General features: G+C 48.7%; 16 protein-coding genes and 1 pseudogene. 1 reads left to right on the top strand and 16 read right to left on the bottom strand.

What is annotated here, in order from left to right; translation table 11 throughout:
* Positions 1-64: 64 nt before the first annotated feature.
* From B3D59_RS13725 to B3D59_RS13660, 14 genes are all read right to left on the bottom strand, one after another.
* Positions 65-1651 (bottom strand): response regulator, encoded by a 1587-nt coding sequence (locus B3D59_RS13725; protein ID WP_286820520.1) that lies wholly within the window; start codon positions 1649-1651, stop codon positions 65-67.
* A 34-nt stretch (positions 1652-1685) separates the two neighbouring features.
* Positions 1686-2819, bottom strand: a complete 1134-nt coding sequence (locus B3D59_RS13720; protein ID WP_286820517.1) for a sensor domain-containing diguanylate cyclase — start codon at positions 2817-2819, stop codon at positions 1686-1688.
* An 81-nt stretch (positions 2820-2900) separates the two neighbouring features.
* Positions 2901-3884, bottom strand: a complete 984-nt coding sequence (moaA, locus tag B3D59_RS13715) for a GTP 3',8-cyclase MoaA (RefSeq protein ID WP_286820516.1) — start codon at positions 3882-3884, stop codon at positions 2901-2903.
* A gap of 8 nt (positions 3885-3892) precedes the next feature.
* Positions 3893-5443 (bottom strand): uroporphyrinogen-III C-methyltransferase, encoded by a 1551-nt coding sequence (gene cobA, locus B3D59_RS13710; protein ID WP_286820513.1) that lies wholly within the window; start codon positions 5441-5443, stop codon positions 3893-3895.
* Positions 5440-6366, bottom strand: coding sequence for a hydroxymethylbilane synthase (gene hemC / locus B3D59_RS13705; RefSeq protein ID WP_286820510.1), 927 nt, complete (start codon positions 6364-6366; stop codon positions 5440-5442). The genes cobA and hemC overlap by 4 nt, the downstream gene beginning before the upstream one ends.
* A gap of 2 nt (positions 6367-6368) precedes the next feature.
* Entirely contained in the window at positions 6369-6623 is a 255-nt protein-coding gene (locus B3D59_RS13700) for an FmdB family zinc ribbon protein (protein WP_286820507.1), read from the bottom strand.
* A 129-nt stretch (positions 6624-6752) separates the two neighbouring features.
* On the bottom strand, positions 6753-7946 hold the full coding sequence (locus B3D59_RS13695) for a M20 family metallopeptidase (RefSeq protein ID WP_286820501.1): 1194 nt from the start codon (positions 7944-7946) through the stop codon (positions 6753-6755).
* A 259-nt stretch (positions 7947-8205) separates the two neighbouring features.
* Positions 8206-9207 (bottom strand): hypothetical protein, encoded by a 1002-nt coding sequence (locus B3D59_RS13690; protein ID WP_286820499.1) that lies wholly within the window; start codon positions 9205-9207, stop codon positions 8206-8208.
* Positions 9197-9769, bottom strand: a complete 573-nt coding sequence (locus tag B3D59_RS13685) for a D-sedoheptulose-7-phosphate isomerase (RefSeq protein ID WP_286820497.1) — start codon at positions 9767-9769, stop codon at positions 9197-9199. The genes B3D59_RS13690 and B3D59_RS13685 overlap by 11 nt, the downstream gene beginning before the upstream one ends.
* 39 nt (positions 9770-9808) lie before the next feature.
* Complete coding sequence (locus B3D59_RS13680) at positions 9809-11038, bottom strand: tetratricopeptide repeat protein (protein WP_286820491.1); 1230 nt, start codon at positions 11036-11038, stop codon at positions 9809-9811.
* A gap of 6 nt (positions 11039-11044) precedes the next feature.
* Complete coding sequence (gene selA / locus B3D59_RS13675) at positions 11045-12451, bottom strand: L-seryl-tRNA(Sec) selenium transferase (protein ID WP_286820485.1); 1407 nt, start codon at positions 12449-12451, stop codon at positions 11045-11047.
* A complete protein-coding gene (locus tag B3D59_RS13670) occupies positions 12432-13799 on the bottom strand; it encodes an HDOD domain-containing protein (protein ID WP_286820483.1) in 1368 nt (455 codons plus the stop codon). Before B3D59_RS13670 ends, selA begins: the two co-directional genes overlap by 20 nt.
* Positions 13800-13887: 88 nt before the next feature.
* A complete protein-coding gene (gene ilvN / locus B3D59_RS13665) occupies positions 13888-14373 on the bottom strand; it encodes an acetolactate synthase small subunit (protein WP_286820479.1) in 486 nt (161 codons plus the stop codon).
* Positions 14370-15422 (bottom strand): GGDEF domain-containing protein, encoded by a 1053-nt coding sequence (locus B3D59_RS13660; RefSeq protein ID WP_286820473.1) that lies wholly within the window; start codon positions 15420-15422, stop codon positions 14370-14372. The genes ilvN and B3D59_RS13660 overlap by 4 nt, the downstream gene beginning before the upstream one ends.
* Positions 15423-15721: 299 nt before the next feature.
* On the opposite strand from B3D59_RS13660, the gene pyrF reads away from it, so the two are divergent.
* A complete protein-coding gene (gene pyrF, locus B3D59_RS13655) occupies positions 15722-16459 on the top strand; it encodes an orotidine-5'-phosphate decarboxylase (protein ID WP_286820471.1) in 738 nt (245 codons plus the stop codon).
* Positions 16460-16509: 50 nt separating this feature from the next.
* Here pyrF and B3D59_RS13650 read toward each other — a convergent pair whose 3' ends face one another.
* Entirely contained in the window at positions 16510-17748 is a 1239-nt protein-coding gene (locus B3D59_RS13650) for an aspartate kinase (RefSeq protein ID WP_286820469.1), read from the bottom strand.
* A gap of 38 nt (positions 17749-17786) precedes the next feature.
* Positions 17787-17989, bottom strand: a pseudogene (locus tag B3D59_RS13645) (tRNA (adenosine(37)-N6)-threonylcarbamoyltransferase complex ATPase subunit type 1 TsaE); the annotation flags it as partial.

Here is a 17989-nt window from a genome sequence, read left to right as displayed (position 1 = left end):
GTATGATTTTAAAACCATGCCCATTCAGGCGATAGATTCCCGATTGAAAGCTTTGACAGTAACATTAGACCCTGTCAAAGCTTTTTTCGTTGTCAAACAATGTTCTAATGGTCCTGAGTAACAGGTGTGTATCCAAAGGCTTTTCAAGGAACGCCTGAATACCTATCGCTCCGATTTCGGACCGGGTAATGGTTTCATTATAACCGGAGCATAAAATTATGGGTATCTTCTTATTTTCAGATAATATGGCTTCAGCCAGGGCAATACCTGTCATGCGGGGCATGGTCATGTCGGTAATTATCATGTCAAAGTTAATTTGGGATTGCCTGTAGGCATTCAGGGCAGTTTCCCCGTTATTAAATGGATGAACCGAATAACCGAATTTGTTAAGCAGTTCTTCAATTAAAGCCAGGATATCAGGCTCATCATCCACTATCATTATGGTTTCTTTGCCCGGATTCAGGGATACATCAATTTTTGTAAGACTGCCTGATGATGAATCATTTTTCCCAACAACCGGCAGATAAACAAAAAATGAGGTCCCTCGGCCAGCAATACTTTCAATGTAGGATAGGCCTTTATGATCGTCGACAATGCCCTTGACAATGGCAGCAACCCCTAACTCTGTCTCCCGGTTTTCCTTGTTTTTGTGCTCCATATCATGGCCGGTATCTTTAACCATCAGTTTTAAAAACGGTCCGGGCTGAAAGTAGTCTTTGCTCTGATGTCCAGGCTGAATCTGATCAACTGTGGTCAAGCTTACCGTCAGAGTCCCACCGGATGTCATCATGGCACGATAGGCGTTTGTACACAGATTCATTATCATCTGATGCATTTGGGTAGGGTCTGCATTAACCATGTCTACAGTTTCCACCTGAGTTACCATTTCAATGGTGGTGGGTATGGAAGACCTAAGAAATTTGAGTGCTTCTTTGAGCACAAGGTAGAGTTTTAACGGTCTCTTTTCGTTCTTCGTCTGGCGGCTGAAAGTCATAATTTGCTTAACAAGATCAGATGCCCGCTGGGTTCCTTTAATGATCTGATTCATGTGCTTGTTCAGTTTTTCTTGGTTATCCCAGTTCATCTGGGTAAGTTGTGCATAACCAAAAATGCTGGACAAAATATTATTGAAATCATGGGCAATCCCTCCGGCCAGGGTGCCGATTGCCTCCATTTTTTGTGCCTTTTGTAATTTGCTAAGAAGCTTGCGACGTTCTTTCTCTGCTGCTATAAGCGCATCCTGGGTGTGAATGGTTTTTTGATTCTGGTCATTATATTTGTCTATGCGTATCATTAACGCATTGAAATGCCGGGCAAGGTTTCCAACCTCATCTTGGGTATTATGGTTCAGGCGAATTCTGTAGTCGCCTTCTTTACTGTTCTGAAGAATATGTGTAAATTTTTCTAATGGTTTGGTGACGAATCGTGACAACAGATAGGCCAACCCCCAAAAAGCCAAAAGAAAAAATAAAATATCCAGGGTAATTAATGTGGCGAATGTGCTAAAGGGTGTGGAGATTTCGTCTATTTTCTGACTTTGAATAAAGACCAGTGTTTTGGATATAAGAATTAATGGCGCAAAAAGGATGAGAAAGAAAAGCAGTAGTTTGTTCCTGAGCTTAAGATTCCTGATTTTGGGTAATGTGATCAATGGCTGTGGAAATTCCTTAGACTGAATTATCGCATTATGGAAAAATTCTAATATAAACTTGGGTAAAAAGCCATAAAAAATGGAAAAGAAAAGCGATCTGCACCAAGAAGGGTATTATAGGGGCATGACCCTGAAAAAAAAATTTTGGATTAGCGTTTTTTTTTTCGGTTTTGTGTTGATACATTTTTGAATCGGCAATTTTAAGCAGTCCGGATGGATCAGACACGCCGTCATCAGATAGGCTGGAGATGCCATGGCTGAGCTGGATGTTAAACATATGTTCACCGGAAACCAGGGGATTGATTTCAAAATGCGCGTTAACCCGTTTGATGAATCGTTCGGCACGTTTTTTTTGTGTGGAAGGTAAAAGTACAACAAATTCATCCCCGGCAAGCCGGGCCACGATATCCTGTTTCCGCTTCAATCGGGCTATAGTATTTGCAAAAAAGCACAGGGCTTCATCGCCGATGTTGTGCCCGGCAGTATCGTTAATCGTTTTAAAATCATCAAAATCAAAAAAAATAAGTGACAGTTCGCTATCATATCGTTTTGCCCTTGAAAATTCTCGGTCTAGGATGCGCTCAAAAACCCTTCGGTTAAACAGTCCTGTTAAAGGATCATGATAGGCCAGAAATTTCAACTGTTCATGGGCAGTAACATTGGACAGGCACAGGGATACTTTCTGGGCCAGCTGCTCCAGAAGAGAAGTGTCAATGCCGGGCTGAAAACGGCAAGCATCGACATCTGCATGGTTAATACTGCCCACAAGTTTGCCATCCAGGGTTATTGGGGCTATGGCAAGGGATCCTAATGGATCGGTCAGGGTATCAGGCATCAAATCCTTGAAAAATATTAAATTCTTATTGGCCAGTACCGGTTTTTGGTCCTTGATAATGGAAAGAAAACGTTCTTGATCCACAAAAGCAATCGCTGATTTCAGGACTTCGGATTCACTGCTGTCCTTAAGCTGCTCATAAATAGTACTTTCCTGGATAATTGAAAGCCAGATATGGGGTATGCTGAATTTATCTGCAATTTGGAACAGAAGTCGTTTAAAAAAATCCTTAAAGTTCAGAATATTTAGAATGCTGATCTCAATTTCGTTGAATTTTCTGGCTATTTCCTCGTTTCTTTTCATTCGCTCTAATAGATGTCGCGGTATTTCCATGACGGATCCGGTTTTATATAAATCTCCGTAAATTAAAAAACTAACGAAAAAATAAAAAAAATTTAAGGCACTGGCGGCGCATTATCCACCGATGGATGTCATATGATTCAACGGCACATCCCGGGCGGTTCTCTTCTCCAAGTTATGGTATAACGGTTTGTCTTTCAAAGCTGTTACCATGAGTTGTTTCAATGCCTCATCATCGGCACCGTTGCGCAGGGGGGTGAGAATATCGGTTTCATTGTTGCTCAGCAGGCAGGGGCGAAGGGTTCCCCGGGAAGTTAAGCGCAACCTGTTACATTCACTGCAGAAATGTGAGCTTACAGGTGTGATGAAGCCTAATATTCCCGGTGCCCCGGTCAGTCTGTACGTTTTTGCCGGTCCGTCATTTATTCCTTTAGGGACTGGCGCCAAAGGCCCATGGGTGTTAATGATAATATCTTTAATGTCCCGGGTCAGGATTTGCCGGTCTGCATCCACATCTGTATCTCCCATGGGCATGTATTCAATGAACCTGACATGAAAGGGGTATTCCCGGGTCAGTCCGGCAATGGTCTGGATTTCATCATCATTGAAGCCTTTTAACGCCACAGTGTTGATTTTTATGGGTGATATGCCCATGTCGTGGGCTGCCATAATATTGTCCCATACCCTTTGGAACTGATCCCGCTGGGTAATCCGGATAAATTTTTCCGGCACCAGGGTATCCAGGCTGAAGTTGAGCCTTTGGATGCCCATATCCATCAACTCTTGTAGTTTATCCGGGTTCAGGCAGGAACCGTTGGTGGTAATAGAGATATCTTTTAACTTGGGAATGCGGCATAACCGGCGGATAAAGGAGAAAATACCCTTTCTGACAAAGGGTTCTCCGCCAGTGACCCTGACTTTGGTGATGCCCATATCACAGCCAAGGCGGACAATCCTTAAGATTTCTTCATACCGGGCAATGCTGTCATGCTCAATGCGCTTGAAGGGTGCTGCAGGAATACAATATATGCACCTGAAATTACACCGATCCGTAACGGAAATTCTCAGATAATTTATCTGCCTGGTTCCGGCAATCATCGTATCCTTTAATTGTCTGCAACACTGGGCAGGGCTTTTTCATAATGTTCGAGCAGTGCTTCAATAAGACCCTCAATGGTAAAAGAATCCGCTTCAATATCTGGAGCAAGCCCTTTGGCCCGGATGGTATCCGACGTGATGGGGCCGATGCTGGCAAGAATCACCCCTTCAAGCAGGGCAGGGACGTTTTGGCCGTCAAGCAGAGTCAAGAAATTGGTTACCGTGGAAGATGAGGTAAAGGTTACTGCATCAATATCCCCAGCCTTGAGCATATCAATGAGAAGGTCTTTCCCCTCATCTGCCAGCCGGGTCTCATATGCGGTTACCTCATCCACCAGGGCGCCCATGCGTGTCAGTTGTTCGGGCAGGATGGTGCGCGCCTTTTTGGCCCGGGGCAGCAATACCTTTTTGCCGGTCATATCAAGGCCTGAAAACGCATCCACAACAGATTCCGCCTGATATGTTTCGGGGAGAATATCGGAAATAATGCCATAGTCCGCCAGGCGTTCTTTGGTCACAGGGCCGATGCAGGCAAATTTAAGATGCCCCAGGGCACGGACATCCTTTCCCTTTTCAAAAAGGGTGTCAAAGAAGAATTTTACGCCATTCACCGAGGTCAGCACCAGCCAGTCATACCGGTCCAGGTGATCAATGGCTGCTTCCAACGGATTTTTATCTTCAGGTGGTGCGATTTTAATGGTGGGGATCTCGATGCATTGGGCACCAAGGCGGTTAAGCTCGGCTACAAGGCCGGAGGCCTGGGCCCGGGCCCGGGTAATCACAATTTTTTTTCCGAACAAAGGTTTTTTGTCGAACCAGGCCAGTTCGTCCCGTAACGAGACCACATGCCCCACAACAATGATGGCGGGGGATTTCAACCCTGCTTTTTCAACCGCATCAACGATAGTGTCAAGGGTGCCGGTTACGGTCTGCTGGCGCGTGGTGGTTCCCCAGCGTACCAGGGCTACAGGGGTGTCAGACGGTTTGCCGTGTTCCATCAGTTTTGTTACGATATTAGATAAATTTTTGACCCCCATCAGAAAGACCAGGGTGGCGTCGGATTTTGCAAATATGTCCCACTGCATCCGGGACTCTTTTTTATCGGGCCGTTCGTGACCGGTTATAAAGGAGACAAAGGAGGTATGGTCCCTGTGGGTCACAGGAATCCCGGCATAGGCCGGGGCCGCCACTGCGGACGTGACACCGGGAATCACCTCGTAGCTGATGCCATAGGACAGCAACTCCTGGGCCTCTTCCCCGCCGCGGCCGAAAACAAAGGGATCCCCGCCCTTGAGGCGGGCCACGCTTTTGCCTTCTCTGGCCTTCTCCACCAGAAGCAGGTTGATTTTCTCCTGGGTCAGGGTGTGATCCCCTCCCTTTTTGCCCACGTAGATAATTTCAGCCTCTTTTTTCGCATAATCAAGCAGAACGGGAGATGCCAGGTAATCATAAACCACCACATCCGCAGATTGAATGCACTCTTTTGCCTTTACGGTGATAAGCCCTGGGTCTCCCGGGCCTGCACCAATCAAATAAACCTTGCCCCTGGTCTGTGTCATGGGATATTAAGTGCCTCCAATATGCGTTGTCCGCCTTTCTCAAGAACAAGTTTTGCCAGTTCCCGGCCTTTTTCGGCCACCTGTTCAGGGGTTGATTCAATGGTTTCTTTAATTAAGGATTCGCCGTCTTCCGATGCCACCACCGCGGTAAGCATGACCCGATTGTCCAGGATCTTGCCGAAACAGGCCACTGGGATATGGCAGCTGCCCTCAATCGCTTTGAGAAATGCCCGTTCCCCGGTCACACAGATCCGCGTGGGATCATGGTCAAGGGTCGATAAAATTTCTGCCATGTCCGGATCATTCTCCCGGGTTTCAATGCAAAGCGCGCCCTGGCCAACCGCCGGAACCATGTCGGTTTCTGCAAGGTACTCGGTGATCTCGCTGCCCTGGCCCAACCGTTCAAGCCCGGCAGCCGCCAGAACAATGGCCGCATATTCACCGGATTTGACTTTTTTAAGCCGGGTATCCAGATTGCCCCGGATGGATTTGATTTCAATATCCGGGCGCAGGTGTTTAAGCTGGGAGCCTCTGCGAAGGCTGGATGTGCCGATAACCGCACCTTGGGGATAATCTTTGAAAAGTGCTCCCTGGGCAGATATGAGTACATCAAAGGGATTGGCTCGTTCCGGTATGGCCCCGATCACCAGTCCTTGGGGCAGTTCACCCGGCATATCCTTCATGGAGTGAACGGCCAGATCAATACTGCCGTCTAAAAGTGCCGCTTCGATCTCTTTGACAAAAAGGCCTTTGCCTCCCACCATGGAAAGGGGACGGTCCGTTATCCGGTCGCCCGTGGTTTTGATAATTTTTATATCAATACGGGTGTCCGGAAAATTTTTTTCAATGCTGTTTTTTACATGGTTGGCCTGCCACAGGGCTAACGTGCTTCCCCGGGTGCCGATACAGATAGTTGATTTCATGTTCATCCGATCGTTGCGCTGGAACTGCAGGAACTGCAATTTGTTGAGGAGCAGCCGGCACAGGCGGAACTGCCCGCTGATTTTGTTGTCTGAATCTGGCCGCCGGGGCCTGTTGATTTGGAGACAAATCCGCATTTTGACATCAGTCGTGCCAGGTCTTCACTGCTGCATGCCGGGCATGTCGGTATATCACTGCCCATTACCAGGGTTTCAAAGTTTTTACCGCAAGCGTTGCAGGTATATTCATAAATCGGCATTCTTCCGCCCCTTTTTATTAGTTTATAATTAGAAATAGCGTAACAATATAAGGCTATAGGGCTTGTTTTTCAAGGGCATGATTCAATAATTTGCATTGCTGCCGGATGGTTTATGATAGCTTGGAAGTGTCAGGGCGGGAGTGCTCTCTTTTTGTCAAAGTGGAAGGCTTCCTTAACTTTGTGCCTGAAATCTTGTTCAGTTAAGAACTGCCAGGCAATCTGGGCAAGAATCCGGGCAATTTTTTTCATCTGTGAAAAGGCAAAGTCCGTTGCTGCAGCCTGGGAAAATTCCCTGGAGTGAATAATAATACCCGGATCATCTTGGGTAATATTAAAATAGGCGTGCATGGCAGGTACTTCATAGGTGACATCTCCGAAATCCGAGGAGGCACGGGACGGTTCCGACCATTTGGGGTGCATGCCTGCATCCCGGGCAAGAGAGAAAAAGGCCTGATTGAGCGGATCATTGGGAATACCGGGTTTATAAGGGTTGGGGATTGCGGAAAATTTCAGCGTTGTATCGGTCATAAGTGCCGCGCCTTTGGCAATATTTTCAAACCGGACTTGCATCTGATCAAGAAAATTAAGATCAAAATCACGTAAATAGAACTCGGCCCGGGCAAAATCCGGGATAATGTTGGGAGCCTGGCCTCCGTCCCGGATCACCCCATGAACCCGACTGGTCTCAGTGAGCTGCTGGCGCCAGGCGTCCACACCGTTGAACAAAAGCCGCAGCGCGTCCAGGGCGTTGATCCCTTTTTCCGGACAATCCGCTGCATGTGCGGTTTTCCCCGTGTACGAGACCATGAATTGTCTTATGCCGGACTCTCCGGCATAAGGAGATGTGGCATCATCCGAGGGGTGTGCCATGAGCACCAGGTCCACATCTTTCAGGGCACCGGCCTTGATCAGATCAATCTTGGCGCCCCGCTGCTCTTCGGCAGGGGTGCCCATTACCGTAACCCTGCCGGGTGAATGATGGTGGGCCAAAAGATTTTTAACCACCACGCCCGCCCCTAATGCCACACCGGCAATCAGGTTATGACCGCACCCGTGACCCATGCCGGGCAGGGCATCGTATTCAGCCATAAAGCAGATATGGGGTCCGTTTTGGCCTGCTGTTGCATTAAAGGCCGTGGCAAGGCCTTTATAGCCCGTTTCCACAGAAAACCCCCAGGTTTTCAGCAGATCTGTCTGCCAGGCACATGCCCGGGTCTCTTTTTCTGAAAGTTCCGGTGTTTGATGAATTTTGCGCACCACGGACAGCAAATCCTGTTCGTGGGTTTTCAATATGGATCGGGTCAGTTCTTCTGGAGTGCTCATCCAACAGTGTTTTCAATGGGGTGGTAATTCATATTTGACGAATTATTTAGTCATCGTAACCGTCATATCATCTATATTGACTATTATTTGGTTGGTGCTGATACTGGCAGTGTCAAAATTGATAAAATGTTGTTTAATAATGCCGCTAATCAGTGCCGGACATGAATTTTTTGACTATGAAATTTATATCGTTTACCGCTTGTTTATACAAGAATAAATCGATTTTTTTTGATGGAAATCGGCTGAATTCTGTTTTTGTCTAAAGGGCCTCAATCACGCCTGCAGCGATCAGGGGAATCAGTATTTCGTGATGCCCGACAATGGCATACCCTTTGCCCCGGCCCTGGGTGGGGCGGTTGACCACATTGGTCATGGGTCGGTAATGCCGGATAAAATCCAGATTTACCGTGGTGAAATCATTCACCTGATGGCCCAGGTTTCTGACCAGGGTCAGGGCTTTCAAAAATACTTCAGGAAGAATAACAGCTGACCCCGCATTGATGAATACACCGTTTTCAAGGTCTGCTATGGTTGATGCCAGGGTCTTAAAATCATGAAGGGTTGCCGCACCGCAGGCAGCGCCGTCAAAGCCCGGGTGCATGTGAATAATGTCCGTACCAATGGCCACATGGACAGTTACGGGCAAATCCAGGCGTGTGCCGGCAGCGGTCAGGCTTGACTCCTTAAAGGGCAGGTTCAGATCCTCGATAAGCCGACCCACGGCCCGTCCCAGTCCTGTTTTTTGTTCATGGGCCATGGCAATGGCCTGGTTGAGCAGTTCCGAGGTCTCTTTGGCCATGCCGAAGCTGCCAGAGGCCAGACTTTCGGCTACATCTTCACTGGTGCGGCCGGTGAATGCCACCTCAAAATCATGAATGATACATGATCCGTTCATGGCCAGATGGGTGATTACGCCTTTTTCCATGAGATCAATCAGGATGGGTGCCATGCCGGTTTTGACCACATGGCCGCCCATGCCAAAGCAGACGTGGCGATTCTTTTGAGCGGCTCCTGCAATGGCATCAATCACATTCCGGATATCTTTGCCCGCAAGAATGGCGGGCAGCCGGTCAAAAAAAGTCCCAAGGCCTGCGCCCTTTGTCCAGGGGGCTGCAAAATCATCCCGGGATACCAGGCTTTTCCTGTTTTTAATCGAATAGGTGGAAAGTTTTGAGTAATCCAGCTTTGCGTGATCCGGTTTTGAGCAATACAGGGGGGGCTGCCCATCCCCTTTCTTATTGGGGATGTTTTTATTGGTCATGGAACAGCATCCTTTCGACAAGGTCGCAAAGAATATGACCCAGGGTGATATGGACCTCCTGGATACGCGCTGTTACGCGACTGTCCACACAAAAGGCAATATCGCTGATTTCCTTGAGCTTTCCGCCGGCCCCGGAAAATCCCACCAAGGTCAGTCCCTGATCCTTTGCCACGGCTGCCGCCCGGATCACATTGGCAGAGTTGCCCGAGGTTGAAATTCCAATGGCTATGTCCTTTTTGTGTCCCAGGGCCTGGACCTGTTTTGAAAAAATTTCATCAAAGGAGTAGTCGTTGCCGATACTGGTGATAATTGAGGTGTCGCAGGTCAGGGCAATGGCGGGTAATGGTTTACGTTCCATCTGAAACCGGTTGACAAATTCTGCAGCAATGTGCTGGCAGTCTGCCGCAGAGCCACCATTGCCGAAAAGCAGCAGTTTTCCCCCGGCTTCAAGGGTCTCTGCCATTTGCCGGGCACAGGTTTCAATGAGATCCTCATGCGTTGCAAAGAATTTTTGCTTGGTTTCAATAGCATCCTGAACAGTTTTTCGGATCAGCGCTTTCATTTGTTTCCTCTTGTTTTAGGTTCCTTTTACGCAGCGGTATCAGGCTGATTTGATGGAACGGTCTTGATTTTTTTCTGCAATCCGGCCGTAGAGATTTTGAATTTCTTCAAGATATTGTCTGTATTGTTTATTCCCAGGGTCCAGAGCCAGACTCTTTTTTGCAAAGCTAAGGGCTATGGGCAGATTTCTTTTCTGTAACGCCATGGCCCTGGCATATCCGGACAATGCTTCGGGATCATTGGGATTGAGTTTGACGGCCTGGTTGAATTGGGCTGCTGCACCGGCGGCATTTTGCCTTTCCAGAAGGATCTTGCCTTTGATTGTAAACGCTGTGCCTGACTCGGGTTTCAGCCGGATAGCGGCATCCAGGTGTTTAATGGCGGGGTCGAATTTTTTTTCCTTGAATAAAAGATGGCCCAACAGCAACTCAATTTCAAATAGATCCGGGTCAATCCCATGGGCTTTTTTAAGATATGCCAGGGCCGAATCGTTTTTACCGTTGATCCGGTGGATCAGGCCGATATTGTGGATGACCATCACCTCTTCGGGATTGATTTTTCTGGCTTTTTCAAAAAATTCCATGGCTTTGTCCAGGCAGGCGTCCACCCCAAAGGCAACGCCCAGGCTGTTGAGCAGGTTGAAATCAGTCGGAGAAATGGAAAGCCCTTTTTCGTATTCAGTAATGGCTGCGTCAATGTTATTGAGCTGGAACAGCCGGTCTCCACTGATATTCAGGGACAGGCCGTCAAATTCAACAGCATGGCCCGGGCCAAAAAAAGCTGCATGGTCCAGGGCTTTGAGCGCGCATCCTGCCATCTCTTCAACCGGAAAATCATGAAAGGGGAAGGCAATTGTTCCCATGATCAGTTTGGCATTCACGGCCTGGGAAATTTTTTCATTGAGCAGGTCAAGCAGTTTTTTCCCTTGGGTAGGTGCTTGATAACCCCAGAACGCAAAGATGGCAGTGAACGGGTCCAGGCATTCCCAGATGCCTCTGTCTTCATCCAGCACCGAATGAAAGCAGGCGTCAAATATATCATTGGCAGTGTCAATCGTCTTTTCCGGCGCTGCCGGATCAATCTGTATGGCCGCCGTGATAAATGTTTTTTGGGATGCGCAGGTATCGGCTATACGCCGGGAAAAAATTGCGAATTCCTTTGATGGCTGCATAATCAGGTCTGAATAGTAAATTTCGGGGGGGGTAAGCTCAGGGGCATCCCCGGTTGTTTTTAAAAATTGAAGTTCTTTTGCAATGAATTTTAGCATCATAAATAATTAATCTATCAGTTTTTTTAAAATGTTGGCAAGAATCTTCTCCTGTCCGGGTTGAAGTGTTCTGGGGTCAATGATGAACCGATCGTTCTCAATACGCCCCATGACGGGCGGATCAAAGGCCCGCAGTTTTCTGTCCAAAGCTGTTACGGACATGGTTTTGGGGCGGATGGTCAGGCATCGGGTGGGCAGGGTCAGTCCGGGATAGGACCCTCCGCCCGGCCTGGAGGTCATATCTGCCAGGGCAAGTTCTGCCTGGTTCCCCACCGCGTCTGTAACCAGCGAGAACAGAGCCTCTGCATCCCGGCAAATTTGTTCGTAGGACAAGGTCAGCATTCTTAGGGTGGGAATTTCTTCAACCGCCACCAGGGTGTCCCGGTAAAGCTTGAGAGTTGCTTCCAAACCGGCCAGAGTCATTTTGTCAATACGCAGGGCCCGGGTCAGCGGGTTGGCCTTGATCTGGTCCATGCATTGTTTTGCGCCGACAAGAATACCGGCCTGGGGACCGCCTAAGAGCTTGTCTCCGCTGAAGGTGACCACGTCAGCACCCGAGGCCACCTGTTCAAAAACCGGGGGTTCGGAAGGCAGCCCGAATGCGCTCAAATCAATCAGCGTACCTGAGCCCAAGTCTTCCATTACCGGAATTCCATGAGCCTTTCCAATGTCCACCAGTTCCTTGAGAGAAACCGCTGTGGTGAATCCTTCAATTTTATAATTGGAGGTATGGACCTTGAGTAAAAGTCCTGTATCTGCGGTAATGGCATTGGTGTAATCATGGGGGTGGGTACGGTTGGTGGTCCCCACTTCCTTTAAAATACACCCGCTTTTTATCATTACGTCCGGCACTCTGAAGGAGCCGCCGATCTCCACAAGCTCTCCTCTGGAAACAATAACCTGGCGTCCTTGGGCAAGGGTATTTAAGGCCAGCAGTACGGCACCGGCATTATTATTTACGGCCATGGCTGCTTGGGCCCCGGTCAATTCGCAGATCAGCTCTTCAATTGCCGCGTAACGGATGCCACGTTTGCCTGTTACAAGATTGAGCTCAAGATTGGAATAAGCGGATGCGACCGCCATGATATTATCTAAGGCATCCCGGCAGAGCAATGCCCTGCCGAGATTGGTGTGCAGGACCACGCCTGTGGCGTTGATCAAAGGGGTTAGCCGGTTTTTCATTTTCTGGGCAGCGAGCAGGGCTGCCTGCTTTATTATAGCTTCATCATTGATTGTGACAGGGCTGCCTTCACGTATTTTTGTGCGGGTATTGTCAATGGCTCTTCGTACAGATTCAAGCACGAGGCTGCGCGGTATCCGTGCAAATCTGTCATCTGTTTGGGCAAGGGCAAGAATATGATCTACACCGGGCAGGGATTTTAATTGTAAATGCTTATCAGGTATTGCTTGTTTCATCCGTCAGATCCTGTGTCAGTATATCCAAGGGCAGATCGTCGATGCACCGGACCAGGGATGCACCGTCCAGATCCAATTTTTTTATGATAGCTTCCAGGTGCAGGGCATCTGGTTTATCAATATCAAAAAATGTGAAAAATTTTTCCATAATTTGATCCGCCAGGTAAATAATTTCCACCAGATGTGAGTGGCCTCCTGTCTCTTCAGGGGTATGGTGACAGCGGATGGCTTCGGTCAGTGCGTCTGAAAAGCCCCATTTTTCCGCCAGGATCACGCCTGCCCGACAGTGGTTGAAGTTCAGAACTTTTTCTTCAGCGTGGATGATACTTTGCTTTTCATCCCCCAGGGTACGAAAAAAAAACGGTAAATGCGCTGATATATGCTGGTCCAGAACAACCTTGCCGATATCGTGCAGCAGTCCTGCCATATACGCCTGAGAGGGATGAGCTAAACCGCTCTGCCTTGCCAGCCGTTCTGCAAGGCAAGCCACACCCAGGGCATGGAAAAAAAGTCCTCCCTTGCATAGGGAATAGCCTGATGGGCCGACCTGTCCAAAATAGCTCTCAATGGCTGTTGTTATTACACTTTTAACCAGCCTTTCCTCGCCAAGGATCATCACTGCATCCTTGAGCGTGTCAATTTTTATGATGCCCGCAAAAAGGACGGAGTTGCACATTTGTAATGTCCGTGCGGACAGTACCTGGTCCTGGGATAGCTCCCGGGTAATATCATCAATGCTGTGGGCATCCTGATTGAACATCCTTAAAATTTTTAATGCGGTCTGGGGGATCGGTTGGAGATTGTCAATGGTCTCCAGGATGGCTTCAGGACCCGAAACCGGTGCAATGGCGCCCGGTGCAATGGCTGTTTGCCAGACCGGCGCAATTTTTGTTTTGCCGGTCATCATGTCCAGTTCAAGGGTACACGCAAAAAAACCGCCGGTCTCAGACCTTAGAGTTTCAATGCCTTGTTCCTTTAATATACGGCGGGCAATCTCTGCAGAGCGGCCCCCGATGTCCAGGCCCAGGTCTATGCGGGAAACAGGCCCGACCAGAGCCCCGCCTGCAATGGTGGCCTTCAGGGCCTTTGTGGTGCATCCCATGCGTGTAAGTTCGTTGATCAACATGGGAATGCCCGTGGAGGCATATTTTCCGGGGGTGTCCGCTTTGAAGCCCGCATTTCCCAGCGGGGAGGGTAGAAGGATATGGATCAGCCCTCCGGCTTTCCGCTCTTGATCATAGAGCGCCAGGCCCAGGCAGGTGCCAAGGCAGGCCTGAAATATTTGAGGAGATTTTCTCCCCACCCTGAAGCGGCCTGCGGGAATGTGATGGTTTTGTATATGGTTCATTAGATAAAAATACAGATACTGATTGCCGTTAAAATAGCCTTAATTATCATTAATTGTCGGAAGGATTCAATCTTAATCTAACTTTGAATCAGGGTTCCCGGTAAAGAGATAGCACACCGGACCGGGCAAGTTTTTTGATGCCGAAAGGTGACAGCTTTTCAAGAAGAATGTCAATGGTATCCTCGTTGCCGCATACTTCGAAAATAAAGTGCTGATTGCCTTCATCGATCATGGTGCCGTTGAATTCCTGAATCAGGGCTTTAATATCATCCTGGTTTTCAGGCAGGGCCTTGACACAGATCAGGGCCATTTCCCTTTTTACCGCCTTTTGGCCGGTCATGTCTCTGAGCTTGATGACGTTTATCAGCCCCTTGATCTGTTTCATGCACTGCTCTAAAATTTCCGGGCGTGTGTGGGTGGTGATGGTGATCCTGGACATTTTGGGATTTGCCGTGGGTGCACCGCAGATGGTTTCAATGTTATACCCCCTGCCGGCAAAAAGCCCCGTTATTCTGGCCGTCACCCCGGGTTCATTTTCAACCAGCATGGTCAGGGTGTACCTGTTTTTTTTCAAGGAAGAATCACCTCTTTGCCATTGTGCGTGCCCGTGCGGTTTCGGCCATTTTTCTTGGCGGCATAAAGGGCCTTGTCTGCCCGTGCAATAAGGGCGTTTAAGTCTTCGCCGGGAATGAGCTGGGCCACGCCTAAAGAGATGGTGATCGTCCCGATATCCTTGCCTGAGCTTTTGGACTGCCATCTCACTTTTTCAAGGCTGGTACGGATTTGTTCGGCCAGGGCAAAACCGCCGTCCCTTTTGGTTTCGGGCAAGGCCATGATAAATTCTTCGCCGCCGAACCTGCAGGCAATATCTCTGCCTTTGATGTGTCTCTGTATAAGTTTGGATATCAGTTTGAGTACATTATCTCCGGTAAGATGGCCATAGTTGTCATTTATTCGTTTAAACCGGTCGATGTCTGCAATGATCAGGCTTAAGGGTGCGGTCTCTTCCTGGGCATCCTCCATGTGTTTCTCAATGGCATCGTCAAAACCACGGCGGTTAAGAAGTCCTGTGAGCAGATCAGTTTTTACCGCTTTTCTCAGGTTTTCAAGTTCCAGCTTTAGCGCATGAAGTTCAGTGACGGTGCTGTGAATATCGTTTTTAAGCTCGGTATTGCGGTCAATGATCCGATGCGTTTCCAAAACAATGTCCCGGCAAATGTTTTTGATATCCGGTTGGTTTGAGGCACTGTCCAGCTTCTCGATATGTGCTTTGAGCCGGTCTCCCTGCCGCTCCATAAGGTTTCCACCCTCGGTGAGGCGTGAGGTGATTCCCTCAAGAAGGTTTCCCGCTTTTCTGGTTTGTTCTTCGGTGATAAACACTTGCCTGTCGGAAACGTGCTCTCTGAACCATTCAAGGACCGTTTGATAGTCTATAAGTTCCTTTTTTTTACGGATTGCCTGAATATTCTTGCTCAGTTTGGGATTCTGGCCCGAAACATACTCATACCAGACCGCATAAACAATTGGCGTATACGGAAGTTTAAGCTCGGCGATCTCTTTGAGAATGATTCGAAGATATCTTCCGGAGGTTTCCAGGGAATCAAGATATAAGTTTTTTAACATTGAGTTCCCTTTCCGTTAAATTTAAATGGGACCGGAATTAATAGTTGTTAATATTACGTTACATCTACATCTTATAAAAATCTTATAAAAATTGACATTCGGAAAATGACAAGGACAACTGACTTGTTACCATAAAAACAGCGAACGAATCAACAAAAATTCTTATTGCCAGGCAGACACTAACTATGGGGTACACCGCTTTTGCTCGTATTTTTTTAAAGCAAAAAAACGCCTTTTGTGGTAAGATCCGAATAATTTTTTTTATTATGTTTCAACCCCTAAGATCGCAAAGGGCGATTATGCAGACAACAGCAAAAGAATACATTATTTTTCCTCTGGATTTTCCTTCCATGGAGGCGGCCCAGTTTCATATCCGGCAGCTTGACGACCGGGTGGGCATGTTTAAAATAGGCCTTGAACTGTTTATCCGCCAGGGTCCGGCTGTGATAGGGATGGTCAGAAAGATGTCCAGTGCAGGGATTTTCCTGGATTTGAAGCTGCATGATATCTCCGCTACGGTTGGTCGGGCCATGGCCCGGGTGGCGGATCTCGGGGTGGATCTGGTGACAGTCCACGGGGCTTGCTCACAAAAAATGCTTGAGTCTGCCGTTCAAAATGCCGGAAAAACCAAAGTGCTTGCCGTGACCCTGCTTACGGACAATGACGCAGATACGGTTCGTGCCCAGGGGTTTAAGGATGAATATGTTAATGCGCCGGAAAAGCTGGTGCTGCTGCGGGCCCGTATGGCCATGGAGGCCGGATGTGCCGGTGTGGTGTGCTCAGGGCAGGAAACCGCTATGTTGAAAGCACAACTGGGCAAAGGGTGCCTGGCTGTTACGCCGGGGATTCGGCCCCAATGGTGCCTGACACCCGGGGATGACCAGAGACGGGTTGTCACCCCGGCTAAGGCTGTGCAGGCGGGTTCTGATTATATCGTCATTGGTCGGCCCATCCGGGATGCCCACGACCCGGCCCGGGCCGCTGAACGGGTGGCCCTGGAAATTGAAGCCGGTCTGTCAGGCGGCCCTGCTGCGTAGGGCCACCTGACAGACCGGCATTAAAAACCAGCGAAAAAACCCGTTTTAAATTATTGTTCCTTGTCCAGACCAAAGGCGGCATGCAGGCTTCTGACGGCCAGTTCCGCATATTTGGCCTGAATAACGCATGAAATACGGATTTCAGAGGTTGAAATCATACGGATGTTGATGTTTTCTTCGGCCAGGGCCTTGAACATCACCGCAGCCACGCCGGAATGACTTTTCATCCCCAGGCCGATGACTGATATTTTGGCAATATCGGTGGCGGTTCTTATTTCGCCGGCATTGATCTGATTCGCCAATTTTTCGGAAATTTTCATTGCCCGGTTAAAATCATCCTTGGTTACGGTAAAGGTCAGGTCTGTTTCGCCGCCGGTGTCTGTTTCGCCTCCGTTGCGGGAGTTCTGGATGATCATATCCACGGAGATCCCGGCTTCGGCAAGGGCCCCGAAAACCTTGGCGGAGATGCCGGGTTGGTCCGGGACGCGTTTGAACGTGATTCTTGCTTCATTCATGTCGCAGGTGATGCCTGACACCACCGGGCTTTCCATATCCGCGCTTTCGTTGACAACCATGGTTCCTTCCTCCTCATTGAATGATGACCGGACATGCACGGGCACATTGTATTTTTTTGCAAATTCCACAGACCTGATCTGGAGAACCTTTGCTCCCAGAATGGCCATTTCAAGCATTTCATCATAGGAAATTCTGTTGATTTTCCTGGCTTGCGGGCATATCCTTGGATCGGTTGTGTACACCCCGTCCACGTCAGTGAAGATCTCACAGACATCGGCTTTGAGTGATGCGGCAATGGCAACGGCCGAGGTGTCGGATCCGCCCCGGCCCAGAGTGGTGATATCCCCGTGGTCGTCCGCACCCTGGAATCCTGCCACCACGACAATATTCCCCTCATCCAGTGCCCCACGCAGGTTCTGGCTGTCGATCTCCCGGATTCTGGCTTTGCCTGACATATGGTTGGTCTGGATGCCGGCCTGGAAACCTAAGAAAGATTTGGCTTTAAGCCCTCTTGATTTGAGCATCATGGCCATTAAGGCCGCCGTAGTCTGTTCTCCGGTTGCCAGCAGCACATCCAGTTCCCTTTCATCAGGGTTTTCGGATGCCTGCCTGGCAAGGTTGATCAGATTGTTTGTCACACCAGCCATTGCCGAAAGCACCACCACCATTCGGTCTCCGTTTTCATGGGCCTTTTGTACCCGGTCGGCCACCGTGGAGATCCTTTCGAGATCTGCCACAGATGTGCCGCCAAATTTTTGCACCCGTAAAGCCATTGTGTCTCCCAAAATTTTAGCTTTTATTAATATATTTATTACAGGGATAGATTGCTTAGCAGATTTATTCCGGCTTGTCCAGATGGAGAAAAGGTTATTTTTCTATTAAAGTCGGCATCAAATTCAAAATGGATGTGAAGATCAAATTCAAAGCCGGTTTCAATGAGAAGATCCGGCCATTCCACCACGGTGACGCTGTCCTGTCCCATCTGATCCTCAATGCCGATATAGTCAAGCTCGT

Origin of the sequence: Desulfobacter sp. UBA2225, from assembly GCF_002348205.1 — a bacterium.
GTDB classification, from domain to species: Bacteria; Desulfobacterota; Desulfobacteria; order Desulfobacterales; family Desulfobacteraceae; genus Desulfobacter; species Desulfobacter postgatei.
Note: the sequence above shows the minus strand (reverse complement) of the source record. Positions and strands in the feature narration are given on the sequence as shown.